This is a genomic window from Micromonospora palythoicola, from assembly GCF_036689795.1.
Classification (GTDB): domain Bacteria; phylum Actinomycetota; class Actinomycetes; order Mycobacteriales; family Micromonosporaceae; genus Micromonospora; species Micromonospora palythoicola.
Window position 1 is genome coordinate 22,502 of the sequence record NZ_JBAGKI010000006.1, and the last position, 25,553, is coordinate 48,054.

At 72.3% G+C, this 25,553-nt stretch carries 20 protein-coding genes; 12 read left to right on the forward strand and 8 right to left on the reverse strand.

Annotated features, from left to right (window positions below; translation table 11 throughout):
- Nucleotides 1-54 precede the first annotated feature (54 nt).
- The gene (locus V5O40_RS04205) at nt 55-483 is read left to right on the forward strand and encodes a DUF3151 domain-containing protein (RefSeq protein ID WP_332904228.1); all 429 of its coding nucleotides are present in this window, start codon (nt 55-57) and stop codon (nt 481-483) included.
- Between the two features lie 97 nt (nt 484-580).
- On the opposite strand, the gene V5O40_RS04210 is transcribed toward V5O40_RS04205, so the two are convergent.
- Both V5O40_RS04210 and V5O40_RS04215 read right to left on the reverse strand, forming a co-directional pair.
- Nucleotides 581-2,608 carry a MinD/ParA family ATP-binding protein gene (locus V5O40_RS04210; protein WP_332904229.1) on the reverse strand — a complete coding sequence of 676 codons (2,028 nt, stop codon included), beginning with the start codon at nt 2,606-2,608 and terminating at the stop codon, nt 581-583.
- Between the two features lie 76 nt (nt 2,609-2,684).
- Nucleotides 2,685-3,683 carry a diacylglycerol kinase family protein gene (locus V5O40_RS04215; RefSeq protein WP_332904230.1) on the reverse strand — a complete coding sequence of 333 codons (999 nt, stop codon included), beginning with the start codon at nt 3,681-3,683 and terminating at the stop codon, nt 2,685-2,687.
- Nucleotides 3,684-3,808: 125 nt separating this feature from the next.
- On the opposite strand from V5O40_RS04215, the gene V5O40_RS04220 reads away from it, so the two are divergent.
- The 8 genes from V5O40_RS04220 to V5O40_RS04255 all read left to right on the forward strand — a co-directional run bounded on the left by V5O40_RS04220 (nt 3,809) and on the right by V5O40_RS04255 (nt 16,777).
- Nucleotides 3,809-5,098: an adenylosuccinate synthase gene (locus V5O40_RS04220; protein WP_332904231.1), complete on the forward strand. Its 1,290-nt coding sequence runs from the start codon at nt 3,809-3,811 to the stop codon at nt 5,096-5,098.
- Between the two features lie 186 nt (nt 5,099-5,284).
- The gene (locus V5O40_RS04225) at nt 5,285-6,202 is read left to right on the forward strand and encodes a type IV toxin-antitoxin system AbiEi family antitoxin domain-containing protein (protein ID WP_332904232.1); all 918 of its coding nucleotides are present in this window, start codon (nt 5,285-5,287) and stop codon (nt 6,200-6,202) included.
- A gap of 90 nt (nt 6,203-6,292) precedes the next feature.
- Nucleotides 6,293-7,543 carry a phosphoribosylamine--glycine ligase gene (gene purD / locus V5O40_RS04230; protein WP_332904233.1) on the forward strand — a complete coding sequence of 417 codons (1,251 nt, stop codon included), beginning with the start codon at nt 6,293-6,295 and terminating at the stop codon, nt 7,541-7,543.
- A 158-nt stretch (nt 7,544-7,701) separates the two neighbouring features.
- Nucleotides 7,702-8,205 (forward strand): RNA polymerase sigma factor, encoded by a 504-nt coding sequence (locus V5O40_RS04235; protein WP_332904234.1) that lies wholly within the window; start codon nt 7,702-7,704, stop codon nt 8,203-8,205.
- Complete coding sequence (locus tag V5O40_RS04240; RefSeq protein WP_332904235.1) at nt 8,202-8,798, forward strand: hypothetical protein; 597 nt, start codon at nt 8,202-8,204, stop codon at nt 8,796-8,798. Before V5O40_RS04235 ends, V5O40_RS04240 begins: the two co-directional genes overlap by 4 nt.
- A gap of 117 nt (nt 8,799-8,915) precedes the next feature.
- On the forward strand, nt 8,916-9,548 hold the full coding sequence (locus V5O40_RS04245; RefSeq protein WP_332904236.1) for a hypothetical protein: 633 nt from the start codon (nt 8,916-8,918) through the stop codon (nt 9,546-9,548).
- Nucleotides 9,549-9,690: 142 nt separating this feature from the next.
- Nucleotides 9,691-11,712 carry an SPFH domain-containing protein gene (locus V5O40_RS04250; RefSeq protein WP_332904237.1) on the forward strand — a complete coding sequence of 674 codons (2,022 nt, stop codon included), beginning with the start codon at nt 9,691-9,693 and terminating at the stop codon, nt 11,710-11,712.
- Complete coding sequence (locus V5O40_RS04255; protein WP_332904238.1) at nt 11,705-16,777, forward strand: DNA repair ATPase; 5,073 nt, start codon at nt 11,705-11,707, stop codon at nt 16,775-16,777. The genes V5O40_RS04250 and V5O40_RS04255 overlap by 8 nt, the downstream gene beginning before the upstream one ends.
- Before the next feature lie 77 nt (nt 16,778-16,854).
- On the opposite strand, the gene V5O40_RS04260 is transcribed toward V5O40_RS04255, so the two are convergent.
- Nucleotides 16,855-18,000, reverse strand: coding sequence for a serine hydrolase domain-containing protein (locus V5O40_RS04260; RefSeq protein WP_332904239.1), 1,146 nt, complete (start codon nt 17,998-18,000; stop codon nt 16,855-16,857).
- Nucleotides 18,001-18,171: 171 nt separating this feature from the next.
- On the opposite strand from V5O40_RS04260, the gene V5O40_RS04265 reads away from it, so the two are divergent.
- Nucleotides 18,172-18,699 carry a SigE family RNA polymerase sigma factor gene (locus V5O40_RS04265; protein WP_456299385.1) on the forward strand — a complete coding sequence of 176 codons (528 nt, stop codon included), beginning with the start codon at nt 18,172-18,174 and terminating at the stop codon, nt 18,697-18,699.
- Nucleotides 18,692-19,516: a hypothetical protein gene (locus V5O40_RS04270; protein ID WP_332904240.1), complete on the forward strand. Its 825-nt coding sequence runs from the start codon at nt 18,692-18,694 to the stop codon at nt 19,514-19,516. The genes V5O40_RS04265 and V5O40_RS04270 overlap by 8 nt, the downstream gene beginning before the upstream one ends.
- A gap of 12 nt (nt 19,517-19,528) precedes the next feature.
- Here the strand turns inward: V5O40_RS04270 and V5O40_RS04275 are convergent, their stop codons facing one another.
- From V5O40_RS04275 to V5O40_RS04285, 3 genes are read right to left on the reverse strand one after another with little or no spacing between them, the layout of a single operon-like run.
- Nucleotides 19,529-21,091: an AMP-binding protein gene (locus tag V5O40_RS04275; RefSeq protein ID WP_332904241.1), complete on the reverse strand. Its 1,563-nt coding sequence runs from the start codon at nt 21,089-21,091 to the stop codon at nt 19,529-19,531.
- Nucleotide 21,092: 1 nt separating this feature from the next.
- Nucleotides 21,093-22,307, reverse strand: coding sequence for an acyl-CoA dehydrogenase family protein (locus tag V5O40_RS04280; protein ID WP_332904242.1), 1,215 nt, complete (start codon nt 22,305-22,307; stop codon nt 21,093-21,095).
- A 1-nt stretch (nt 22,308) separates the two neighbouring features.
- On the reverse strand, nt 22,309-22,761 hold the full coding sequence (locus tag V5O40_RS04285) for an SCP2 sterol-binding domain-containing protein (protein ID WP_093403799.1): 453 nt from the start codon (nt 22,759-22,761) through the stop codon (nt 22,309-22,311).
- Between the two features lie 67 nt (nt 22,762-22,828).
- On the opposite strand from V5O40_RS04285, the gene V5O40_RS04290 reads away from it, so the two are divergent.
- Complete coding sequence (locus V5O40_RS04290; protein WP_332904243.1) at nt 22,829-23,467, forward strand: TetR/AcrR family transcriptional regulator; 639 nt, start codon at nt 22,829-22,831, stop codon at nt 23,465-23,467.
- Between the two features lie 11 nt (nt 23,468-23,478).
- Here V5O40_RS04290 and V5O40_RS04295 read toward each other — a convergent pair whose 3' ends face one another.
- Together V5O40_RS04295 and V5O40_RS04300 are read right to left on the reverse strand one after the other, a co-directional pair.
- Nucleotides 23,479-24,093 carry a DedA family protein gene (locus V5O40_RS04295; protein WP_332904244.1) on the reverse strand — a complete coding sequence of 205 codons (615 nt, stop codon included), beginning with the start codon at nt 24,091-24,093 and terminating at the stop codon, nt 23,479-23,481.
- A gap of 54 nt (nt 24,094-24,147) precedes the next feature.
- Nucleotides 24,148-25,437, reverse strand: a complete 1,290-nt coding sequence (locus tag V5O40_RS04300) for an adenylosuccinate synthetase (protein WP_332904328.1) — start codon at nt 25,435-25,437, stop codon at nt 24,148-24,150.
- Nucleotides 25,438-25,553: the final 116 nt, after the last annotated feature.

The window sequence follows — 25,553 nt, forward strand, 5'->3', positions numbered from 1 at the left end:
CCGGCTCGCCGGACCCCCTCGCGGGCCGCCGTGCGAAGCGGGTTGAATGGGGCGATGCAGAACCTCCTACCTGAGCCGCCCGCCACGCTCCTGCCCGCGCACGTCGAGGCCGACTCCGCGCTGGTCGCAGCCGAGCAGAGCGGCAGCGACGAGGCGTTCGCCGAGGTGGCGGCCCGGTACCCGATGCACAGCGCCGCGTGGGCGGCGCTCGCCGCCCGGGCGTTCGCGCAGGGCCAGGTCGTGCCGGCGTACGCGTACGCCCGTACCGGCTACCACCGGGGACTGGACCAGCTGCGACGCAGCGGGTGGAAGGGGCACGGGCCGGTGCCGTGGTCACACGAGCCCAACCGTGGCTTCCTGCGCTGCCTCTACGTGCTGTCCCGGGCCGCGGACGCGATCGGCGAGGCGGACGAGGCGGCCCGCTGCGCCCAGTTCCTCCGCGACTGCGACCCGGCCGCCGCCGACGCGCTGGCCAGCAACTGACGCGTGCCGGGCCGGACCACCCGCACCGGCTCCGACCCGTCGACGTGCCGCCGCCGGCCCCGGGTACGCCCGGGCCGGCGGCGCGCGACGGCGGCCGCTACAGGCCCTCGGCCACCGAAGCGGCGATCTTGAGCCAGGCGTCCCGGGTGGCCGTCGACAGGTGCGCGTAGCGCAGCGGCTCGCCGGTGTCGATGAGCCGCTCGTACGGGGCCAGCAGCACCGCCCGGGTACGCGCGGCGAAGTGTTCCTGGATCGCGGGCAGGTCGATCTCCTTGCGGGACGGTGGCATGGAGACCACCGTGACCGCCTGCCGGACCAGCCGGTGCCGTCCGCTCTGTTCCAGGTGGTCGAGCATCCGGGCGGCGGTCTCCGCCGAGTCGTTCCGGGCGGACATGGTGACCACCAGCTGGTCGGTGGCGTCCATGGCGGCCTGCCAGTTCTGCGCCCGGACGTTGTTCCCCGTGTCCACGAAGATCAACTTGTAGAACCGGCTGACCACCTCGCGGATCTCGCCGAAGGCGGCGGCGGTGAGCATCTCACCGCCGGTGGCCGACTCGTCGGAGGCGAGCACGTCGAACATCCCCTCGCCCTGTGAGCGGACGTACTGGGACAGATCGCCGACCCGCCCCTGCGCGCCGTGGAACTGGCCGAGATCCCGGAGCAGGTCCCGGACCGTACGCGAATGGAAGTCCTGCTGGGCGCGCATGCCGAGGGTGCCCTGGGTCTCGTTGTTGTCCCAGGCCAGCACGTATCCACCGCGATTCTGACCGAAGGTCATCGCGAGCAGCAGGATGGCGACGGTCTTGCCCGCGCCGCCCTTCGGGTTGACCACGGTGACCTGCCGCAGCCCACCGAAGTTGCGGCGCACCATCTCGATGTCCCGTTTGCGTTCCAGCTCGTGCCGGCCCGGCGGGAGCTTCACCAGGCCCGTCTTGTTGACCACTGCGCGGAGCCCGGTCGTCGCGACCGGGTCGGCGGGGCGCACCTGCCGGCGGCGGGCGAAGTCCTCAGCGGTGGGCGCCGCACCGGCCTCCGGATTCCAGGCCGGCTCCGGGTAGGCCGACGGCACCGGTGGCGCGGTGTTGGTCTGCGGGTAGGGCTGCTGGGGTGCCGGCGGCATGGTCGGCGGCGCGCCCTGCTGCCACGGCGCGGGATGCCAGGCCGGCTGTGGGGGGAACGGACCGGGAGGCGCCGGCGCGTACGACGGTGGGGCGGGCGGCTCGGGCTGCGGCGGCCCACCGGGTCCCGCGTCCGCCGGCTGCGGGCCGGCGGGTGGTGACGCGGGCGGCACATCGGCATCCGACGACACGGGCGGCAGCGGAGCACCGGGCTGCGGCACCGGTGCGCTGCCGTGCTGCGGCGCGACGAAGGGGTACGGGCCGGGTTGCTGGGGTGGCAGCGGCTGCGGAATCGGTGGTAGCGGTTGGGCCGGCCCGGCCCAGGTGGGACGGGGCGACCCGGCCGAGGTTTCGGCGGACGCGACCGGGTCGGATCCGGGCCGCTGCGGTGGATGTGCCCACGGCGACTCCGTCTGCGGTCGGCCCACCGGCTCCGGCCGGCCCACCGGCGCGGCATCGTCGTCGGCGCCGGTGTCTGCCACGTTCGCAGGCTCGTCCGCCAGGTCCCGGGGATCCGCGTCGGTCGGCCCGTCGTCGTTGGTCGCGACGGCGGTGGGTGGGTCCAGGGTGAAGGGCAGATCCAGATCGACCTGGCCGGGCCCGGGTCGGGGTGCCGGCTCCCAGCCGGTGGTGGTCGGCGCGCCGTTGGTCAACGACGGATAGTCCGCAGGTGACGGAGGTGCACCGGGCGCGTACGTCGGCCGTCCGGGGACGTGCTGCGGCCCGGTAGTGGCGGGCGGGTGGGCCGGTCCCGCGACCGAGGGCTGGTCGGTCGGCTGCGTGACCGAGGGCTGGTGGGTCGGCTGCGTGACCGGAGGCTGGTGGGTCGGCTGCACGGGCGACGGCGGCGTGGGCGGAGGTGGCACGGTGGGCGGCACCGGCGGGGCAGCCCACGTCGGCGCGCCGAAGCCGTCGATCTGCTCCGGCGGCCAGAGTGGTTCGATGTCCCGTTCCGGCATGCCATGCTGGCCGGGCACGTGCACCCGGTCGGCGTTGTCGTCCACCACGGTGTCCTCCCCATTCCTCCTGACGAGGATAGGCCCAGTGGCCGACCCGGGCCTCCGGTGCGCCGGCCGGCTCGGATCAGGCCGTCCAGACCGCCCAGGCGCCCGGCTCGGTCCACCAGGACCGCTTGCGCGCCAGCTGCCCCGCCACACCGTCGTCCAGATACGGCAGCGCCGCCTCGTCCCGGGGCAGCACCGACGCGGCCCGGCCGCGGGCCCGCCGGACCTCCAGGCGTACCCGACGTCGACCCCACCGGGACCGGGTGACCACCGGTACGGCCACCGCCACCTCGACCAGGCCGTCGGTCGGGTCGGGGCCGGCCAGCAGCGTCACGTCGTCGAGCCGCGCGTAGCCACCCGCGTTGCCGATCGCGCAGGCGAGCAACGGTTCGTCGCCGTTCGACAGCACGGCGTCGTCCACCTCGACCCGGCCGCGCCAGGGCAGCGGGGTGCCGTCCTCACCGGCGGCACCGAGCAGCGCGCCGTCCAGCGTCACCGAACCACCGTCGTGGCGCAGCAGGTCGAGTCGGCGTGGTGCGCCGTCCAGCACCGCGGCGGCCACCGCCGCCGGGTCGCGGGGCAACCCGAGCTGCGCGGCGAGGTCGCGGTGCGTCGTGCCGCGGGCCGGATCGAGCGGCAGTACGCCGACCGGTGGCAGATCCGGCATCGTCCGGTTGCCGGCCAGGTCGGTCGGGCGGCGACTGGGCGGTGGGGCGTACCGGCGCACCATGCGACGGAGCACGGCGCGCAACTGTGCGTCACCGGCCACGGCGACCACGAGCCGGGTCTTGGTATCGGCGTCCGGCCAGGTGAGCCCGTCGGGGCGTGGCGGCCCGTCCAGCCGGGCCAGCACCTGGTCGATCTCCGCGTCCGACCGGGCGGTCACCGTCTCGACCCGGGCACCCCGGGCGGTCAGCGCATCGGAGCAGGCCAGCACCGGTACGCGCGGTGTCTCGCAGCGTTCGTCGCGATCCTTGGTGGTGGCGGTGCCACCACCACAGCAGGCTCCGCCGCTGCCACACCCGGCTCCCGGAGCATCCCGCTCGGAGCCGAGGGTGAGCAGCACCACGTCGTACACGGGTAGCTCCTCCTGCTGTTCCCGACGCGACCCCTGCCGGTCGTGCCGTCACTACTTGTTAACCTGACACCCCGGGCTCGCTGACCGGTCGCCATCTGGCACCCGAGCCTTCTGGAGGCGAGAAGATGCCAGCGATCGTGCTCATCGGCGCTCAGTGGGGCGACGAGGGCAAGGGCAAGGTTACCGACCAGCTGGGTGAGCGGGTCGACTACGTCGTCCGCTACTCGGGCGGCAACAACGCCGGCCACACGGTGATCACCCCGGACGGACAGAAGTACGCCCTGCACCTGATGCCGTCGGGTGCGCTCTCCCCGAACGCCGTGATCGTCATCGGCAACGGTGTGGTGGTCGATCCGAAGGTGCTGCTCACCGAGATCGACGGCCTGGCCGAGCGGGGTGTCGACGTGTCCCGGCTGCGGATCTCCGGCGACGCGCACCTGATCATGCCGCACCACCGCGCGCTGGACCGGGTGGTGGAGCGGTACCTGGGCAGCTCGCGGATCGGCACCACCGGCCGGGGCATCGGTCCGGCGTACGGCGACAAGGTGGCCCGGATGGGCATCCGGGTGCAGGACCTGCTGGACCCGGGCATCCTGCGCAAGAAGCTGGAACTCGCGCTGCGCGAGAAGAACCAGGTGCTGTTCAAGGTCTACAACCGCAAGGCGATCGACGTCGACGCCACCATCGAGGAGTACCTGGAGTACGCGGAGCGGCTGCGGCCGTACATCGCGGAGACCCGGGCGATGCTCTGGGACGCCCTGGACCGGGGCGACACCGTCCTGCTGGAGGGTGCCCAGGCCACCATGCTCGACATGGACCATGGCACCTATCCCTTCGTCACCTCGTCCAACCCGACGGCCGGCGGGGCGTGCGTGGGTGCCGGCATCCCTCCGACCGCGATCACGAAGGTGATCGCGGTGAGCAAGGCGTACACCACCCGGGTCGGTTCCGGACCGTTTCCCACCGAGTTGTTCGACGACAACGGTCAGCACCTGCGCAAGGTCGGCCACGAGTACGGCACCACCACCGGCCGGGAACGCCGCTGCGGCTGGTTCGACGCCGTCGTCGCCCGGTACGCCTGCCGCCTCAACGGTGTCACCGATCTGGTGATCACCAAGCTGGACGTGCTCACCGGCCTGCCCACGGTTCCGATCTGCGTCGGCTACGAGATCAACGGCAAGCGGGTCGACGACATGCCGATGACCCAGACCGACTTCCACCACGCCGCCCCGATCTACGAAGAGCACCCCGGCTGGTGGGAAGACATCACCAAGGCGAGAACCGAGGACGACCTCCCCGAAAACGCCAAACGCTACATCGCCCGCATCGAAGAACTCTGCGGCACCCGCGTAAGCGTCGTAGGCGTGGGCCCCGGCCGCGAAGAAAACGTAACCCGCCACCCCCTCCTCCCCTAACAGCCCACCCCCACCCCCCACCCCCCACCCCCCACCCCCCACCTCCGCGTTGATCAAGAAGTTTTGGTCTGGATTCGGGCACTGACCCGACGCAAACTTCTTGGTCAACGAGGCAAAGGGGTCCGTTGTCCACAGGGTTGTCCACAGGGGCTGCGGGGGTTGGGCCGGGGTGGACAGGGTGGGCGGGTGAAGGCGTTCGAGGTATTGGATCGGGTGGCTGCCGGGCAGGGTGGAGTGGTGACGGCGGCGCAGGCGTTGGCCGCCGGCTACACCCGTGACCAGATCCGACATCTGGTCAGGTCGGGACGCTGGGCGAGGGTGGCGCGCGGACGGTTTCTGCCCGACCCTGCGCTGGACGTGCTGCGCCATCGTCGGGCGCGGATCGGCGCCGCGGTGGACAGCCTGGGGCCCGGGGCGGTGGCAGTCCTCGGCACGGCTGCTGAGCTGCACGGCGTCGCCGGCCTCCGGCCCACCGCAGAGATCCACGTGTCGGTACCGCCGGGCAGCCCTCGACCGCAGCGTCGCAGCGACCCCGGGCTCGTGGTGCACCAGCTCACGCTGGGGTCGGCCGATGTGGACGTGGTTGCCGGCATCCCGGTCACCACCGCCGTGCGTACCGTTGCCGACGTCATCCTCCGGGTGGGTCGCTACCCGGCGGTCTGCGTCCTGGACTCGGCGCTGAACCGGCAGCTTGTCACCGAGGCCGACTTCGCGGCGATCCCAGCGCTGATCGCTGGCCGGCGGGGAGCAGTGGCGGCGCGGAAACGGCTGGCCGAGGCGGACGGCCGCGCGCAGTCCCCGCTGGAGACCCGTACCCGCCTGAGGTGCGTCGACGGCGGCGTCCCGCCGGATGTTCTGCAGGTGGAGGTGCGCGATCACGACGGATACCTGCTCGGTATCGGCGACCTGGGCTGGCGAGAACCGAGGGTCATCGCCGAGGCGGACGGCGCAGCTCCGCACCGCACACCCCAGGCGGTCTACGAGGACCGGCTCCGACAGAACCGCCTCATCAACGCCGGCTGGAAAATCCTCCGTTTCACCTGGTCCGACACCCTCCGCCCCGACTACATACCCGCGACCGTGCGCCGCGCCTTGGGTAGATGACCAAGAGCTTCTGGTCACGTGGACGCCATATCTGAGACGAAAACTTCTTGATCAACGGGATCGGCGGCGGGGTCGGTAGGATGACTCGGCGTGCGGGTTCTTCTTCTTGGTGGTGGTGGGCGGGAGCATGCGCTCGCTCTGGCGTTGGCCGATGATCCGTCTGTCGAGGCGCTGATCGCGGCACCTGGTAATCCGGGGATCGCGGCGGTGGCGCAGTTGCGGGCCGTCGATCCGGTCGATCCGGTGGCGGTGGCGGGGCTCGCCGTCGAGGTGGGCGCGGACCTGGTCGTGATCGGGCCGGAGGCGCCACTTGTCGCGGGCGTTGCCGACGCGGTTCGGGCGAAGGGCATCGCGGTCTTCGGGCCGTCGGCCGAGGCGGCCCGCCTGGAGGGCTCCAAGACCTTCGCCAAGGAGGTGATGACCGCCGCCGGTGTCCCCACCGCACGGGCCTATCCGTGCACCGACGAGGCGAGCACGGCCGCCGCCCTGGACCGGTTCGACCCGCCGTACGTGGTCAAGAACGACGGGCTCGCCGCCGGCAAGGGCGTGGTGGTCACCGACGAGCGCGCCGCAGCCGAGGCGCACGCCCGCGAGTGCGGCCGCGTGGTGATCGAGGAGTACCTCGCCGGCCCCGAGGTGTCGCTGTTCGTGGTCACCGACGGCGAGACCGCGGTGCCACTGCTGCCGGCGCAGGACTTCAAGCGGGTCGGCGACGGCGACAGCGGGCCGAACACCGGCGGCATGGGGGCGTACGCGCCGCTGCCGTGGGCGCCGCCGGATCTGGTGGACGAGGTCATGCGGGACGTGGTGCACCCGACGCTCGCCGAGATGCGCCGCCGGGGCACGCCCTTCTCCGGCCTGCTCTACGTCGGGCTGGCGATCACCGCCGACGGCCCCCGTGTGATCGAGTTCAACGCCCGCTTCGGTGACCCGGAGACCCAGGTGGTGCTCGCGCTGCTGGAGACGCCGCTGGGTGGGCTGCTGCACGCCGCCGCCACCGGCGCCCTTGCCGACCATCCGCCGCTGCGCTGGCGTACCGGCGCCGCGGTGACGGTGGTGGTCGCCGCCGAGGGCTATCCGGCGGGGCCGCGTACCGGCGACGTGATCACCGGCGGCGAACAGCCCGGCGTGATCCACGCGGGCACCGCCCGCCGGGCCGCCGACGGGGCCCTGCTCTCCGCCGGCGGCCGGGTCCTCTGTGGTACGGCCACCGGCCCGGACCTGGCCGCCGCCCGCGACGCTGCCTACCAGGTGGTACGCGGAATCGAGCTGCCCGGATCGCACTATCGCCGGGACATCGCCGCCGCCGCCATCGACGGCCTGATCACCCTGCCCGGCTGATGGACACCCTGCCGGGGCAGGTCGAGACCGCCCGACCGGTGCTGAGGGTGCTCGTCGCACCGTAGCCGTGACGCGTCCCGCCCGTTGGTGAAAGCCAACCGCCGACGCTGCAACTCGACGCACCGGTGGTGGCGTTTCTAACCGGTGAGGGAGGTGGGATGGACGCCGACGAGTTCGAGACGTTCGTACGGGAATCCGCACCGACGCTGCGTCGGTACGCCCGCGCCGTCACCGCCGATCCGGGCCAGGCCGAGGAACTCCTCGAGCAGACCTACGTGCGGGTGGCCACGTCGTGGCAGCGACTCCTGGCCGACGGCAGTCCGCTCGGGTACGCGAAGGTCGCCATGGTCCGGCTGCACGTGGGCCGGCTGCGGACGATCGCCCGTCGGGTCCGGTCGTTGCCGACCGCCCGAAGGTCGGTGGGTGCCGAGGCCGGTGGGCCGGACGACGGTCACCTGCGCCGGCTGCTCGCCGGGCTCGCCCCGTTGCAACGGGTGGTACTGGTCATGACCTATCTGGACGATCTGGACGACGAGTCGATCGCGGCGGCGATCGGGCGCCGCCCGGGGACCGTGCGATCGCTGCGTCATCGCGCCCTCGACACGGTGCGGGACGGGTTGCCGATCGCCCGGGTACGCCCGGAAGTGGAGGCGGCGGGATGACCGACGTCCGGGACGTGCTGCGTCGGGTGTGGACCACCGAGCCCGGGTCGCCCGCGCCGGACCCGCTGCCGGCGGTGCGGGCCAGGCTGCGCCGTCGCCGCCGGGTGCGGGCCACCGCCGCCGCGCTCGTTTCGTGCGCGGTCGTCGGCTTGGCGGTGTTCATGGCCGTGACGGCACGGCACGACGAACCTCCGCCGCCCCCCGCCGGGCCTCCGGCCAGCCCGGTCGCACCCGGGCTGCGGGGCCTGCCGCCCGGTCTGCGGTCGGTCGACGCCACGGACGCGGTGCTCCGGATGGCCCGGCCGGAGGTGGTGCCGGCCGGCACCCGGTCGGCGTACGAGGGAACCGGCCCGGTTTCCCGGGTGGTCGCGGTGACCGACTTCGAGGCTCCACCGGGCCTGCCCGGCACACCGCGCGAGGTGACCGTCCCGACCAGTGCCGAGGTGCTGGCCACGGATGAGCCGGCGACGTCCACGGCGTACCTGTCGGCGTGGACACCGGACGGGCGCTGCTGGTTCCTGGTGGTGACGGCGGCAGACGCGGAGACCCGGTGGTCGACGCTGGACGCCCTGATCGAGGCCAATCTCGGTTGAGCGGCCGTTCAGGCCGGCCGGATCGGCCGATCGGCCACCGTTGGGCGTTGACATCCCGTGTCACGATCATCGTGCCGGTGGCCGGCCAGGGCCATCGGAACGGGGAGGGAGGACGCGGTGACCGGCTTTCTCGGTGCGGCGCTCAGCTTTCCGACCGTGCTGTTCAGCTTCCTGCTGGTGGTGGTCGTCGGCTACTGGCTGCTGGTGTTGACCGGCGTGCTGGATCTCGGCGACGACCTCGACGTCGACGGCGTGCCGGGCACCGTGCTGGCCGGTCTCGGCCTGGGCGGTGTGCCCAGTGCCGTCATCTTCTCCCTGCTCGTGGCGGTGGCCTGGTTCGTAAGTCTCGCCGGCACCGCCCTGCTGGACGGTCTCGGGCTCGGCTCCGGCACCCGGATCGTCGTCTCGGTCGGTGTGCTGCTGGGCGCCGCGGCCTGCGCGTGGCTGGTGACCCGGCTGGTCGCGGTGCCGTTGAGCCGACTCTTCCCCACCGAGACGGACGCCACCCGGCACGCCTTCGTCGGTCGCCTCTGCGTCGTACGCACCGGTACGGTCACCGCCGACTTCGGTCAGGCCGAGGTGACCGCGGCCGACGGTTCGTCGGCAGTGGTGCAGATCCGGCAGCCGGGCGACGAGCGGATGCCGGCCGGCAGCTCCGCGTTGATCTACGACTACGACACCGACGGCGAGTTCTTCTGGGTGATGCCCGCCGGACCCGCCTTCGATCCGCTGAGACACGTACCTGAATAGTTCACCACCAATCCGCCGAGCGCAGCCGGCCCACCCCCTTAGGCCGGCCCGCCCCACGCTGCCCCTGAGCCGCCCCGAAAGGAGGATGCGCGGCGTCCCGTCCGGCCGCCTCGGCCGGTCGCCATCGCACGCGCGCCCAGCCATGGATGTCATCACCACCGGTATAGGCGTACTCCTCGCCGTTGTCCTGCTCGTCGCGCTCGGCGTGGTGTTCATGGTCAGCCGGCTGTTCCGGAAGGTCGAGCAGGGCAAGGCCCTGATCGTGTCCAAGGTGCGGCGGGTCGACGTGACCTTCACCGGCGCGGTCGTGCTGCCCGTCCTGCACAAGGCCGAGACCATGGACATCTCGGTCAAGACCATCGACATCGAACGGACCGGCAACGAGGGTCTGATCTGCCGCGACAACATCCGGGCGGACATCCGGATCACCTTCTTCGTCCGGGTCAACAAGACCGTCGAGGACGTCATCAAGGTGGCGCAGGCGATCGGCACCGCGCGGGCCAGCGACCGGGAGACCCTCCAGGAGCTGTTCAACGCGAAGTTCTCCGAGGCGCTCAAGACGGTCGGCAAGCAGCTCGACTTCGTCGACCTCTACACCAAGCGCGACGAGTTCCGGGACCAGATCATCCGGGTGATCGGCACCGACCTCAACGGCTACAGCCTGGAGGACGCGGCGATCGACTTCCTGGAGCAGACGCCGATGGCGCAGCTCGACCCGAAGAACATCCTCGACGCCCAGGGCATCCGGAAGATCACCGAGCTGACCGCGCTGGAGCACGTGCGGACCAACGAGTTCCGCCGCAGCGAGGAGAAGGAGATCACCCGGCAGAACGTCGACGCCCGGGAGGCGATCCTGGAGCTGGAGCGCCGGCAGGCCGACGCCGAGGCCAAGCAGCGCCGCGAGATCGAGACGGTACGGGCTCGCGAGGACGCCGAGGTCACCCGGGTACGCGCGGAGGAGCGACTGCGGGCGGAGACCGCGAACATCCGTACCGACGAGCAGTTGGGCATCCAGCACGAGAACCGGGCCCGGGAGATCGCGGTCGCCGAGAAGAACCGTGAGCGGGTCATCGCCATCGAGACCGAGCGGATCGAGAAGGACCGCCTGCTGGAGGTGATCGGCCGGGACCGGGAGACCGAGCTGAGCACGATCGCCAAGGACAAGGAGGTCGAGGCCGAGAAGCGGGCCATCGCCGAGGTGATCCGGGAGCGGATCGCGGTGGAGAAGACCGTGGCCGAGCAGGAGGAGAACATCAAGCGGCTGCGGGTGGTCGAGGAGGCCGAGCGGACCCGGCAGGCGATTGTCATCCAGGCGGAGGCCGAGGCGCAGGAGAACCTGGTCAAGGACATCAAGGCGGCGGAGGCCGCCGAGGCGGCGGCGAAGCACAAGGCCCGCGAGGAACTGGTGCTGGCCGAGGCCCGGCAGCAGGCCGCCGAACTGGACACCCGCGCGAAGATCCGGCTGGCCGAAGGCGTCCAGGCCGAGGCGGCGGCGGCCGGCCTGGCCGACGTGCAGGTCCAGGAGCGCAGCGCCGAGGCGATCGAGAAGGTCGGACGCGCCGAGGCCGCCGTCGAGCGGGAGAAGGCCGTGGCCGCCGCCGAGGCGGTACGCGAGAAGCTCAAGGGCGAGGCCGAGGGTCTCACCGAGAAGGCCGCCGCGATGGCCGCGCTCGACGACGCGACCCGGGAGCACGAGGAGTACCGGCTGCGCCTGGAACTGGAGAAGGAGGTCCGGCTGGCCGGGCTGGACACCCAGCGTCAGGTCGCCGAGGCACAGGCCAAGCTGGTCGCCACCGGCCTGGAGAAGGCGAACATCGACATCGTCGGCGGGGACAGCATCTTCTTCGACCGGCTGCTCAGCTCGATCTCGTACGGCAAGAGCGTGGACGGTTTCGTGGCGCACTCGGACGTGGCGAAGAATCTCGCCCAGCCGTGGCTGGACGGCACCGCCAGCTTCACCGACGACCTGGCCCGGATGGTCGGCTCGATCGACAGCGCCGACGTGCAGAACCTCACCCTCTCGGCGTTCCTCATGCAGCAGATGCGCTCCGGCGGCGGGGACAAGGGCAAGCTCCAGGAGTTGCTGAAGGCGGCACAACGTCTCGGCGTGGCGGAGACCCCGGTCGCCGCCCTGACCGGCCCACGGCAGCGCGCCGGTGAGTGAGCCGACCGCCGGTCCGGCCGCCGTCGGGCGTACGCCCGGCGACGCCGGACCGGCTCCGGCCGCCCCGGATCCGACCGGGCCGGACGCCGGTACCCGGCCGGGACTGGACGACGGCAGCTACGAGGTGCTGCGGCGGCGGCTCGCCACGCAGGCCGGCGAGCTGGCCCGGCGGGCGGAGGCGCTCAACGCCCGCCGACTGGAGGTCTTCGGCAGCACCGAGCTGCGACTGCTGAGCACCGAGCGGATCCGTACGGAGCACAACTGCGTACCCCGGGACATCGTCTCGGTGGGCGGGCTGATGCTGTTCGGCTACAACGTCTTCATCGGGTTGAAGCCGGAGACCACCGTCGACGACGTCTTCTCGCTGCACCGGTTCGGTCGCGAACCCGGAAAGCCCGGCGACGGCGGTGACGACGGGTCGGCGGTGGCCGGGTTCCGGTTCGACGAGGCCGGCCACGACGAGCTGCCCGGCCTGCTTCGCGACCCGCAGTTCGTTCGCGACTTCGGTGAGCTGTACCGCTACTACCGGCAGGCCCGCCTGCTGCAACTGCGTCGGGTCGACGGTCGGCTGCTGGCGGTGTTCCAGACCGGGCCGCGCACCGAGGACATCCGGGTGCTGCGGTGGCGGGTCGGCGTCGACGGGGTGCCCGAGTACCTGGACAGCCGGGGCGAGCGCGACCACGTCTTCCCGCCGTCGCACGACTTCGAGTGGACCGAGACGACCCGCGAGGACCACGTCCTCGGCCGGCACCCGCACATCTCGATCGACGGTCAGGTCTTCGTGGAGACGGTCGGCGGCACGCTGACCGTGAAGGTGGAGAACAACACCGAGGTCGGCGAGGGCGTCTACAGCGAGCCGGTGGACGAGCCGTTGCAGAGCCTCGCCGACGCCGACGTGCACTGGGCCCGGGTGGGGCCGCTGATCCTGTTGCGGCTGCGGCCGTACAAGGAGACGCAGTGGCGGCACCTGGTGTTCAACACGCTCACCCGGGAGGTGGTCCGGCTCGACGGCATCGGCGTCGCCTGCCAGCGGCTCCCGGAGGACCACGGCATCATCTTCCCGGGCGGGTACCACCTGGTCACCGGCGTCACCAGGACCTTCGACACCGACGTGTCGGAGCTGGAGTTCGAGCGGGTGGTGCGCTCGCCCAACGGTGAGGACGTGCTCTACGTCTTCCACGCCCGCGCCGACGGCCGGAGCCTGCTGCTGCCGTACAACGCGATCCGCAAGGAGGTGGCCGCGCCGATCCCGTGCCACGGTTTCTCGCTGTTCGATGACGGCACCCTGGTGGTGTTCCGGGCCGTGTCCGAGGAACCGACAAGGGTCCACCCGATGCAGGTCTGGCAGACGCCGTACGTGTCGGACGCGTACGCGGCGGCGCAGCCGGCCGGCACCGGGCCGCTGGAGCGGGTCGGCAACGCGGACCTGGTACGCGGCATCTCGGACTGCCTCTCGGCGGCCCGGATGGTCGACGGCACCGCCACCGCCGAGGTCTACGACGCGTTGCTCGCCGCCTGTGCCCGGATCACCGACCACTACCACTGGCTCGGCGAGGACGACCTCGGCGACCTGGCCACCCCGCTGGCCGGGCTGCGTCGCACCGCCGCGGCCGTGCTGGAGGAGCACGAGAAGGTCCGGACCCTCACCGAGCGGGCCCGGGCCGACCTGGACGACAGCGCCGAGCAGATCGCCTCGCTGTCCCGCCGGGCGCGCGGCGAGGCGCCGCTGACCGCTGACGACTGGGTCACCCAGTTGGGCGGCCTGCGCCGCGCCCGGGGGCACCTGGAGACGCTGCGGGAGCTGCGCTACGTCGATCACGCCCGGATCGACGAGCTGGCCGGTCGACTCGACGAGGAACTGGGGGTGGCCGGTCGCCGGGCGGTGGAGTTCCTGCGCCGGGACGAGGCGTTCACCGGTTACCAGCAGGAGGTGGCGCGGCTCGCCACGAAGGCCGCCGAGATCGGCACGGTGGCCGAGGCGGGCACCGTCCACGACGAACTGGCCGCGCGTACCGACGGACTGCAGACCATCACCGACGTGGTCGGCGGGTTGGACATCGCCGACGCGACGGTCCGCACCGGCATCCTGGGCCGCGTCGGCGAGGTGCTGGGCGCGGTCAACCGGGCCCGCGCGGTGCTGGACAAGCGCCGCCGGGAGCTGGCCGCCGCGGAGGGCCGGGCCGGCTTCGCCGCCGAGTTCGCCCTGCTCGGGCAGGCGGTCACCGGCGCGCTGGCGGCGGCGGACACCGCCGAGCGCTGCGACGAGCAACTGGGTCGACTGCTGCTGCGGGTGGAGGAGCTGGAGTCCCGGTTCGGCGAGTTCGACGACTTCCTCGCCGAACTGGCCACCCGGCGCACCGACATCTACGAGGCGTTCTCCTCCCGCAAGCAGGCGCTGCTGGACGAGCGGGCCCGCCGCGCCGACCGGCTCGTCGCCTCCGCCGAACGGATCCTGGTGAGCGTGCACCGGCGCGCCGGCACCCTCGACTCGCTCGACGACATCAACACCTACTTCGCGGCCGATCCGATGGTGGACAAGCTGCGCGCGGTGGTCGAGGAGCTGCGTACCCTCGGCGACGCGGTGCGGGCCGAGGAGCTGGACGGCCGGGTCCGGGCCGCCCGCCAGGAGGCCGGGCGTGGCCTGCGCGACCGGCTCGACCTGTACGCCGACGGCGGCGAGACGATCCGGCTGGGCCGGCACCGCTTCGCGGTGAACACCCAACCGATCGACGTGGCGGTGGTGCCGGCCGAGGGTCGGATGGTGGTGGCGGTGACCGGCACCGACTACCGCGCTCCGGTACGCGACGAGGAGTTCCAGCAGACCCGCCGGTTCTGGGACCAGTTGCTCGTCTCCGAGTCGGCGCAGGTGTACCGGGCCGAATACCTGGCCACCGCGATCCTGGCCGCCGCCGAGGCCGGTCGTGACGGCCCCGACCTGGACGAGTTGCACACGGCGGCGGTGGACGCCGACGGGCTGCGGGAACTGGTCCGGCGGGTCGCCGAGACCCGCTACGACGAGGGATACGAGCGTGGCGTGCACGACCACGACGCGGCCGAGATCCTGCGGGTGCTGCTGCGCCTGCACGCCGGTGCGGGACTGTTGCGCTACCCGCCGGCCGACCGCGCCGCCGCCCAACTCTTCTGGCGGTACGCCACCGACGAGTCGGCCCGGTCGACCTGGACGGCACGCGCCGCCTCGCTGGCCCGGGCCCGGGCGCGGTTCGGTCGACCGGACGGCGCGGACGCCGCCGACCTGCTCTGCGGCCAGCTGGCCGAGGCGATCGAGGTGTTCCTGCGCGAGGCCGGACTGCCGGTGCCGCCCGGCGGCACCGCGCTCGCCGGCGAGTACCTGTTCGCCGAACTCGCCGCTCCGCCGGTGCGGTTCGTCACCGGCGGCGGGGCGCGTGCCCTGCTGGACCGGTTCCGCCGGGCGCTCGGTGGCCCGCAGTCCCGTTCCTCCCGCGAGTTCGACGACGACCTGCGGGCGCTCGGTGACGACCTGGCCGGCCGCCACCAGCTCGTCGAGGCGTGGCTGACCGCCTTCCTGGCCACCGACGACGGCGGCCTGTCCGGTTACGACCTGCCGGAGGCGGTCGCCGTCGAGCTGTGCGGCCCCGACCTGGCCCGGGAGGACAGCGCGGCGACGATGACGGAGACGGTCGGCGGCCTGCTCGGCGCGCATCCGCGCATCGACGGCTCCACTCTCGACGTGCGGCTGGACGAGACGCTGGCCCGGACCCGCGCGTTCCGCACCGACCTGGTCCCGGCGTACCGGGACTACCAGCGGCGACGCAACGCGCTGGTGGAGGTCGAACGGGAGCGGTTGCGGCTGGAGGAGTACCGGCCGAAGGTGATGAACGCCTTCGTCCGCAACCGGCTGCTCGACGAGGTGTATCTGCCGCTGATCGGCGACAACCTGGCCCGGCAGCTCGGCGCGACCGGCGACGGCAAGCGGGTCGACCAGTCCGGCCTGCTGTTGCTGATCTCGCCGCCCGGCTACGGCAAGACCACCCTGATGGAGTACGTGGCCAGCCGGCTCGGCCTGGTCTTCGTCAAGGTCAACGGGCCGGCGCTGGGCTCGAAGGTCACCTCGCTGGACCCGGCGGAGGCACCCGACGCCACCGCCCGGCAGGAGGTCGAGAAGATCTCCTTCGCTCTGGAGCTGGGCAACAACGTGCTGCTCTACCTCGACGACATCCAGCACACCAACCCGGAGCTGTTGCAGAAGTTCATCTCGCTCTGCGACGGGCAACGCCGGATGGAGGGTGTCTGGGCGGGCCGGACCCGCACCTACGACCTGCGCGGCAAGCGGTTCGCGGTGTGCATGGCGGGCAACCCGTACACCGAGTCGGGGCGACGCTTCCGGGTGCCGGACATGCTCGCCAACCGGGCCGACGTGTGGAACCTCGGCGACGTGCTCTCCGGCCGGGAGGAGGTTTTCGCGCTCAGCTACGTCGAGAACGCGCTCACCGCGAACCCGGTGCTGGCACCGCTGTCCGGGCGGGACCGCGCCGACCTGGAACTGCTGGTGCGGATGGCCCGGGGTGACGACACGGTCCGCGCCGACCAGTTGTCCCACCCGTACCAGCCGGTGGAGTTGGAGCAGGTCGTCTCGGTGCTGCGCAAGCTGCTGCGGGTGCAGCAGGTGGTGCTGGCCAACAACCAGGCGTACATCGCCTCGGCGGCGCAGTCCGACGACGCCCGCACCGAACCGCCGTTCCAGCTCCAGGGGTCGTACCGGAACATGAACAAGCTGGCCGAACGGATCGTCCCGGTGCTCACCGACGAGGAACTGGAGGCGGTGATCGACGACCACTACCTGGGTGAGGCGCAGACCCTGGCAGCCGGCGCGGAAGCGAACCTGCTCAAGCTCGCCGAGCTACGCGGTCGGCTCACCCCGGAGCAGGCCGCCCGCTGGGCCGAGGTGAAGGACGCCTTCCAGCGCTCGCGGGCGCTCGGCGGGGCCGGCGACGACCCGGTCGACCGGGCGGTCGGCGCGCTCGGCCTGCTCGCCGACCGGGTCGGCGGCGTCGCCGCCGCCATCGGCCGCGCCACCGACCGCTGATCCCCGATGTCAGGCAGGGCCCCTTGCCGAGGCCTCAGCAAGGGGCCCTGCCTGACCCGGCGATGTCGCGGCTGGCCTCAGGTGAGCGCCAGGGCAGCTCCCAGTACCCGCGGAACCAGCGCGGACTGCCCCTCGGCCTTGGCATCGGTCGGGCTGGCGGCGATAACGAACCGCAGGCCGCCGTCGTCGAGGGCACCGATGGCCGCCTGATAGCCGTAACGGGCACCGGACTTGCCCCAGAACACCCGGCCGTCGGGCAGTCGGATCGAGGAGAGGCCGCCGTTGCTGTGCTCCGCGCCCGCCCACGGAAGGGTGAACAGTTCACGTTGCTGCGCGGGGGCGAGCAGCCGGCCGTCGAACAGGGCCGCGGAGAACCGGTCCAGGTCGGCGACGGTCGAGATCAGGTCACCCGAGGCGGGGGTGAAGGTCTGACTCCAGCGCGTCGCGTCCACCAGCTCGGTCCGCCCGTCGCGTTCCACCTGCTGGTAGCCCCGTACGTGCGGGCCACGGATCCCGGTGGCGTCGCCCGGGGCGTACGTGTCGCGTAGGCCGAGCGGCCGGAAGATCCGGTGCCGCATCTGCTCGGCGTACGACCGGCCGGTCACCCGCTCGATCAGGATGCCGGCGACGATGTAGCTCATGTTGGTGTAGCGCTGGGCGGTGCCCGGGACGTACTCCGGTGGGTTCGTCAGCGCCGTCCGGACGATCTGCTCGGGGGTCCAGCGGTCGAAGCGGTGCTGGAGTTGCCACGCCAACCCGTCGGGCAGGACCGGGCTGGGCAGACCACTGGTGTGGGCGAGCAACTGCCGTACGGTCATCGTCGGCCAGTCGGCCGGGATCAGGTCCGGCAGGTGCGGGCGTACCGGCTCGTCGAGATCCAACTGGCCCTCCGCCACCAGTTGGTAGACCACGACGGCGGTGAAGACCTTGGTCACGCTGCCGATCCGGATCCGCGCGTCACGCGGTACCGGTGCCGAGGAGCGCAGGTCGCGTACGCCGAAGGTGTCTTCGAAACAGCCGGTCGGGGTGGTGACCCGCAGTTGGACGCTGGTGGTGGTGAGTTCGGGGTCGGGGATCTCGCCGACCGCCGTGATCAGGCTAGTGGGGTCGAGGGTGCCGGCCGGGCAGTCGCGTCGGGCAGCTCCGGCGGGTGCCACAAGGGTGCCGGCAAGCAATACGCCGACGGCGACCCCGGCGACGAGATTGCGTCTGGTGGGTTTCATGGGGGCGAGCCTGCCGGGTAACGGGGGCGGAGAGATATCCGGCATCCACCCCACCGTCCCCTGAGGACGCATCCGTAGGGGCAGGTCTCGGAGCGTCACCGGTGACCGGTCGGTTCGGTCGGCGGGCAACCCCACACCTGACGCCCTCCGTTCGAGTGGTGAGGCGAGGAGGTGGCCGGGTTGCCGGTGGACTACGAGGGTTACCGCGAGTACGTCGCGGCGCGGCTGGATCCGCTGCGGCGCACCGCGTACCTGCTGTGCGGTGACTGGCACACCGCCGACGACCTGGTGTCGACGGCGCTGGTCAAGCTGCTGCGGCACTGGCGACGGGTGTCCGCGATGGACAATCCCGACGCGTACGTGCGGCGTACCCTGCTGCGGGTCTGGCTGGACGAACGCCGCCGGCCGTGGCGTCGGGAATCCTCCTGGTCCGAGGTACCCGACCGGGCGGTCGACCCGGCCGTCGAGGGTACGGCGGACCGGCTGGCCATCCTCGCCCTGCTCGCCGAGTTGCCGCCGCGTCGCCGGGCGGTCCTGGTGCTCCGCTACTTCTGTGACCTGTCGGTGGAGGAGACCGCCCGGGAACTCGGATGTACCCCCGGAACAGTGAAGAGCCAGGCCGCCCGGGCCATCGAGACGCTGCGGGAGCGGCTCGTCGGCACCGCGGTCGGCGACGAGGAGGTGCCTGTTCATGGATGAGCTGTCCCGAAAACTGCACGCAGCAGCCGGTGCGCCGGCGCCGAGCCGGATCGACGTGGAGGCGCTCATCGCCGGTGAGCGGCTGCGTCGCCGTCGCGTCCGGCTGATGGCCGGCAGTGCGGTGCTGGTCGCAGCGGTGGCGCTCGCTCCGACGTTGCTTGCTGGTCCTGGCCCCGGAGCGAGTCGTCCGCAGCCCGCGATGCCAGCCGCTGCTCTGCCTCCGGCGCTCTGTCCCGTGCCGGAGGATCCGGGCCGCCCAGGCCCGGAGTCGTACGACACGGTACGCCCACGTCCCACCGAACCGCCGGAGGTTGCCGTGGCGAGGCTGACCGGGGTCCTGCGCCCGATGCTGGAGACTCGGCTGCCGGGGGACGTGACGGCGCAGGGGGGCTGGGTGCCCCGCGACTGCGACCTCATCCAGTTCACCTACGACCCGACGTATCAGGATTACCGGGCACACGCGGTGCTGAGCGGCGGCGGGCGGACGAACTACCTCGTGGTGACCATCCAGCCGACCGGAACCGATCTACCGGTCCCGTGCGCGGACCGCTCCGTCCACGTGGACTGCACCAGCACCCGGCTGGCCGACGGCAGCGTCCTCGTCTCCAGACTCAGTCGCGTTGGCGAGTTCGGTCACGAGCAGCGATCGGCGCAGCTACGGCGGGCGGACGGTACGACTGTCACAGTGCTCGGCACCAACCTGGAACTGCAGGAGCGGCCGGTCGGCCGGCCGACGACGCGGGTGGATCCGCCGCTGCTCAGCCTGGAACAGTTGGCTGCGCTCGCCCAGGAACCCGGTCTGACCCTCCACCCCTGAGCCGGCCGGACGTCAGCCGTAGTAGCGGCGCAGTTCGCGGGTGAGCACCTTGCCGGTGGCGTTGCGGGGCAGGTACCTGACGAAGACGACGTCGCGGGGCACCGAGAAACGGGCCAGGTAGTGCCGGACGTACTCGCGGACCGCCTCGGCGTCGAGGGTCTCGCCGGGGTACAGGGCGAGAAAGGCGGCGAGCCGCTGGCCGTAGTCGGGGTCGGGTACGCCGATGACGGCGGCCTCGCGTACCTGGGGGAGTTGGGTGAGCAGCTGTTCCACCTCGGCGGGAAAGACGTTCTCCCCGCCGGAGACGATCATGTCGTCGGCGCGGCCGTCCACGAAGAGCAGTCCGTCGGTGTTGACCCGGCCCAGATCGCCGGTGTCCAGCAGGCCGTCCTGCCGGGTCCGGTCAGCGCCCGAGGTGTAGCCCTCGAAGAGCATCTCGTTGCCGACCAGGATCCGCCCGACCCGGCCAGCGGCCACCGGGCGACCATCGTCGTCGACGATCTCCAGCCGGGTCCCGTGTGGCGGTCTGCCCGCGGTGGTGGGTGCCCGGCGCAGGTCGGCGGGGGTGGCAATGGAGGCCCAGGAAGCCTCGGTCGATCCGTAGAGGTTGTAGAGCACCTCGCCGTAGGTGTCCATGAACGCCGACGGCAGCCCGCCGGGCAGCGCCGAGCCGCTCACCGCGACCACCTTCAGCGGTGGCCGACGCTCCGGCGGCGGCAGCTCCATCAGTCGTTGCAGCATCACCGGCACCGCGAACAGCGCCTGACAGCGGTGCCGCACCAGGGCGTCGAGGGTGGCGGCCGGGTCGAAGCGTCGGTGCAGCACGATCGTGGCCCGCAGGGCGAAGCAGACCTGTAGGGCCGCGTACCCCCAGGTGTGGAAGATCGGGGCGGCGATCAGCACCCGGTCGCGGACGTGCAGCGGGATCCGGTCGATGATGGAGACCAGCGGGCCGAAGCCGTTCGGGGTGGGCCGGCGGGCGCCCCGGGGTGCACCGGTGGTGCCGGAGGTGAGCACGATGATCCGGCCGTCCCGCTCGGGTGGGCGCAGTTCGCCGGGGAGCGCGGTGTCGATCAGTTCGTCGCGGGCCTGTTCGTCGAGACGGTGCAGGTCCGCCGGCAACCCGAGGGTCCGTTCGGTGAACTCGTCGTCGTGCACCAGGATCCGCAGTCGCTGCTCCTGCGCCACGGTGGCCAGTTGCGCCGCTGAGAGACCGGTGTTGACCAGCACCGCGTCGGCGCCCAGCAGCGTGGCGGCGACGATGGTCTCGATCAGCCCCGGGTGGTTGCGACCGAGCACGGCGATCCGGTCGCCGGCCTGGACGCCGAGTGCGGCGCGCAGCGCCCGGGCGAGCCGCGTGGACCGGTCGAGCAGTTCGGCGTACGTCAGCCCGGTGCCCTGCTCGTCGATGACGGCGACCCGGCCCGGGTCCCGGGCCGCCGCCTGGCGCAGTTCGCCGGCGAGGCTCCAACCCCACTTGCGTAGCGCGCTGAGCTGCGATGCGACGCGGATCGGACGACCCGGGGCGAGCAGTCCCCGCCGGGTCAGCGTGGTGACGATGAACGGCAGATCCATGTCAGCGGATCGGCATCCCGGAGATCGCCCGGGAGATGACCAGCCGCTGGATCTCCGAGGTGCCCTCGAAGATGGTGTAGATCTTGGCGTCCCGGTACCAGCGCTCGACCGGGTGGTCCCGTAGGAAGCCGGCACCACCGAGCAGTTGGACCGCCTTCTCGGTCACCGAGACGGCCACCTCGCCGGCCTTGAGCTTGGACATCGAGCCCTCACCGGCGGTGAACGGCCGGTTGTTCCGGCCCATCCAGGAGGCCCGCCAGACCAGCAGCCGGGCGGCGTCGATCTCCATCCGCATGTCGGCCAGCGTGAACGCGACCGCCTGGTTGGTGATGATCGGGCGACCGAACTGCACCCGTTCCTTGGCGTACGCCAGGGCGTACTCGTAGGCGGCCCGGGCCACGCCGAGCGCCTGCGCGCCGACGGTGGGCCGGGACAGCTCGAACGTACGCATCGCGGCCTGGCCGGAGGCGCGTTGCCCGGAGCGGGCGCGGGCCAGGCGTTCGGCCAACGCCTCCCTGCCGCCGAGCAGGCACCGGCCCGGTACCCGGACGTCGTCGAGGAAGACGTCGGCCGTGTGCGAGGCGCGCAGGCCGAGCTTGCGCAGCTTGCGGGTGGCCGTGAGGCCGGCGGTGCCCGGTGGTACGACGAAGGCGGCCTGTCCCCGCGAGCCCAGCTCCGGCTCGACCGAGGCGGTCACCACGTGCACCCCGGCGATCCCGCCGTTGGTGGCGTACGCCTTCTGCCCGCGCAGCACCCACTCGTCGGTGGCCTCGTCGTAGGTCGCCCGGGTACGCATGGCGGCGACGTCCGAACCGGCCTCCGGCTCCGAGCTGCAGAAGGCGGCGACGGCCGGGGAGTCGACGTCACCGAAGCACTGCGGCACCCATTCGACGAGCTGGTCGGGGGTGCCGGCGCCGTAGATGGCGGCGACCGCGAGCGAGGTGCCGAAGATGCTCAGCCCGATGCCGGCGTCGCCCCAGAACAGTTCCTCGCTGGCGATCGGCAGCGACAGCCCGGTGGGATCGGCCCAGCAGGTGGCGAGGAACTCGAAGCCGTAGAGCCCGACCTTCGCCGCCTCCTGGATGATCGGCCAGGGGGTTTCCTCGCGGGTGTCCCACTCGGCCGCGGCTGGGCGCACGACCTCGCTGGCGAAGCCGTGCACCCAGTCCCGTAGATCCCGCTGTTCCTCGTTCAGGTCGAGCGAGAACTCGGCCATGTCAGGCCTTGGGGATGTCGAAGAGGTTCGCGATGTTGGCGGCCAGGCCCAGGTCACCCTTTGCCTTGAGCTTGCCGGTCATGAACATCATGACCGGGTTGGCGCCGCCGGAGACGATCTTCAGGAATTCGACCGGGCCCATGGTCAGGCTGAGCCGGGGGTCGTGCTGCGGGGTCTCGTTGACCGTGCAGGTGCCGTCGGCGATGACCACCTCGTAGGTGTCGGTGCCGCCGTCCGGGGCGCCGGTGATGTTCCAGTGGATGACCGCGTTGGTGGAGCCGGCCCGGTCGGCGCGGAACAGCTGCGGCATCCGCCCGAATACCTCACCGAGGATCTTGCCGCGCAGGTCGCCGGACATCACCTCGGCCAGCTTGCTCTCCGGGGTGTTCTTGACGAGCTGGGCGAACTCCTTCGGGCCGACGTTCGCGAAGTTGGCCGGGTCGAAGTCAGTCATGGAAAGGCACCTCTCGGACAGTGGCTACTCGTGCGTAACCTTACGCACGAGTAGGTATGCTCGCAAGGTGTCCACCGGTCCCGCCTTCAAGCGCCTCCCGCGCGCCGTACGGCAGCAGCAGATGCTCGACTCCGCGGTACGGATCTTCTCCCGGCGCGGGTACCACGGCGCCAGCATGGACGAGATCGCCGAGGTGGCGGGCATCTCCAAGCCGATGGTGTACGCGTACCTGGGCACCAAGGAGGAACTCTTCGTCGCCTGCCTGCACCGCGAGGGCACCCGGATGGTGCAGGCCATCGCCGGTGCCGCCGCCCCCGACCTGCCCGCCGACGAGCGACTGTGGCGCGGGTTACGCGCGTTCCTCGGCTTCGTCGGCGCGCACCGGGACGGCTGGGCGGTGCTCTACCGGCAGGCCCGCGCCGAGCAGCCCTTCGCGCGTGAGCTGACCGTCATGCGGGCCCGGCTGGTGGAGGTGGTCGCCGGGATGCTCGACCACGCGCTGCGCGCCGAGGGGCGCGAGGTGGCCGACACCGAGCTGGAGGTGGTCGCGTACGCGCTGGTCGGTGCGAGCGAGTCACTTGCCGACTGGCTGGCCGACCATCCGGAGGCCGACCCGGAGAAGACCGCCACCCAGATGATGAACGTCGCCTGGCTCGGCGCCGGGCAACTGCTGCACGGCCTGAGCTGGCGTCCGCCCGTGGCCTGACCGGCCGGGCCTCAGCGCCCGGCGGCACGGTGGTGGGCGCGGCGGCGCAGCCCGCGTGCCAGCTGCACCAGCAACGTGACCGCGATCGACAGTCCGATGCCGGCCAGGATCCCGTAGATCGGCTCGCGCTCGAAGGCCAGCCCGCCGACGAGGCCGAGCAGCACGCAGTAGAGCGCCCACGTGCCGCCGCCGATCAGGTCGTAGAGCAGAAACGGGCGCAGTGGGTAGCGCACCGCTCCCATGGTCAGGGTGACCGCCGTCCGCCCGCCGGGCAGGTACCGGGCGGAGGTCAGGATGACGCCGCCGTGCCGGCACACCGCCCGCCGGGCCCACTGCGATCCGGCCCGGCGTCGGCTGTTCTCGGGGGAGCGATCCAGCCGACGCGAGCCGCCGCCGCGCCCGACGGCGTAGGAGACGTGGTCGCCGAGCACGGCACCGAGCATGGTCACCACGAACACCACCACCAGGTTCGGCTCGCCGCCGGTGGCGAGGACGGTGACGGTGATGACCGCCGCCTCGGCCGGCACCAGCGGGAGGACCGCGTCGACAGCGGTGAGCCCGAACAGCAGCAGATACACCCACGGCGAGGTGAGCGTGTGCCGGATCAGGTCGAGCGCGGCCTCCATGGCTACATGCTCGCTGCCGGGCGGAGGCACCGGGCCGGGACGGACGGATCACCGCTAATGGGGCCTTCCACCCGTTGCCACCGTCGACCGGACGACCGTGCCGCGTCCCGCATGGCGGGCGTCGAGCCGAACCGCCTTGTCCTCGGCGGTCGGCCCGTGGGAGGTGAGCACCACGGGTACGCCCAGCGCCTGCTCGACCGCCGTGGGCCAGTCGACCGGCGCACGGTCGTCGTACACCGGTCGGGTCCGCAGCAGGCGGGTGGTGAGCGCCGCCTGCCGGTCGAGGTCTCCGGGTGGGCCGGGGGCCAGCCCGTCCGAGTCGGTGTAGCGGCGGCAGATCCGCAGGTCGAGGCCCTGACCGGCGAGATCCAGGTGGGTCAGCGCCAGGCCGTCGACCCCACCGGCGACCGCCAGGGCGTACGCGTGGGCGACGGCGTCGAAGTGACCGAACCGGAAACGGCCCTGCCACGGGTTCGTCGGATTGTGCGGATCGTTCAACCCGAGCGCCGGATCCTCGGTCACCAGCGGGCCCGGCCCGTGCCGGGTGGTGACCGTGCGCAGCACGCCCAGCCGGGTCGCCGATCCGGCCAGCCCCGCCTCGGCCAGCAGCGCCTCCGCGTTGGCGGCGGTGGTGGTGCTCCACGTGGTGTACGGGTGGAAGCCGTGCCACTCGTCCAGCAGCACCCCTTGCGCGCCCTCGAACACGCAGGTGCCGGCGCGCAGCTCCGCGACGAGCCAACTCCGGTCGACGATCGCCACCCGGTCGGCGAAGGCCCGGTACGCGGGCAGGCAGTCGGCGACCGGCGGGGCGTCCAGCGGGCCGAGTTCGGCGCTCAGCCGGTCCCGCAGCATGGTCAGCCGGCGGCGCAGCAACTCGGGGTTGCGGCAGTCCGCCACCCGGGGCGCCTGGTCGGGGTGGGCGAGACCGTACGCGACGGCCTCGCCCACCCCCAGCCCGCAGGAACCGTGCCGGTCGGCTCCACGGGCCAGCTCCCGGGCCCGGTTGGCGGCCCGGTGGTACGGGGTGGCCAACAGCGCCGCACCGTCCACGGTCAGTCGGTCGAGCGCGTCGGGCACCCCGACGGCGGCGAGGTGGTCCGCCTCGGCGGCCAGGGCCAGCGGGTCCACCACCACGTGCCGGGACAGGTGGGTGCGTACCCCGGGCCGGAAGGTGCCCGCGCCGAACTGCGCGAACGTGTGGTGCCGGCCGTCGCGCAGCACGACGTTGTGTGCCGCCTGCGCACCCCCGTTGAACCGCACCACCGTCCGTACCGGCCGGGTCGCGCAGAGCCAGTCGACGACGGTGCCCTTCCCCGCGTCGCCGTACCCGAGGTCGACCACGATCACGTGCTGGTCGTGCGGCCCCCTCGCCGCCGACCCGCCCGTCGACCACCGACCCGCCACGGCGTCCGCCGGCTCGCCGGTCACCGTGCCGCCCGGGACCACACCCGCCGCCGTCC

Excerpts from the sequence above, each read along its gene's own strand:
- V5O40_RS04205 (WP_332904228.1), top strand. The coding sequence starts at position 55 with ATGCAGAACCTCCTACCTGAGCCGCCCGCCACGCTCCTGCCCGCGCAC.
- V5O40_RS04220 (WP_332904231.1), top strand. The coding sequence starts at position 3,809 with ATGCCAGCGATCGTGCTCATCGGCGCTCAGTGGGGCGACGAGGGCAAG.
- V5O40_RS04235 (WP_332904234.1), top strand. The coding sequence starts at position 7,702 with ATGGACGCCGACGAGTTCGAGACGTTCGTACGGGAATCCGCACCGACG.
- V5O40_RS04240 (WP_332904235.1), top strand. The coding sequence starts at position 8,202 with ATGACCGACGTCCGGGACGTGCTGCGTCGGGTGTGGACCACCGAGCCC.
- V5O40_RS04250 (WP_332904237.1), top strand. The coding sequence starts at position 9,691 with ATGGATGTCATCACCACCGGTATAGGCGTACTCCTCGCCGTTGTCCTG.
- V5O40_RS04260 (WP_332904239.1), bottom strand. The coding sequence starts at position 18,000 with ATGAAACCCACCAGACGCAATCTCGTCGCCGGGGTCGCCGTCGGCGTA.
- V5O40_RS04270 (WP_332904240.1), top strand. The coding sequence starts at position 18,692 with ATGGATGAGCTGTCCCGAAAACTGCACGCAGCAGCCGGTGCGCCGGCG.
- V5O40_RS04275 (WP_332904241.1), bottom strand. The coding sequence starts at position 21,091 with ATGGATCTGCCGTTCATCGTCACCACGCTGACCCGGCGGGGACTGCTC.
- V5O40_RS04280 (WP_332904242.1), bottom strand. The coding sequence starts at position 22,307 with ATGGCCGAGTTCTCGCTCGACCTGAACGAGGAACAGCGGGATCTACGG.
- V5O40_RS04285 (WP_093403799.1), bottom strand. The coding sequence starts at position 22,761 with ATGACTGACTTCGACCCGGCCAACTTCGCGAACGTCGGCCCGAAGGAG.
- V5O40_RS04295 (WP_332904244.1), bottom strand. The coding sequence starts at position 24,093 with ATGGAGGCCGCGCTCGACCTGATCCGGCACACGCTCACCTCGCCGTGG.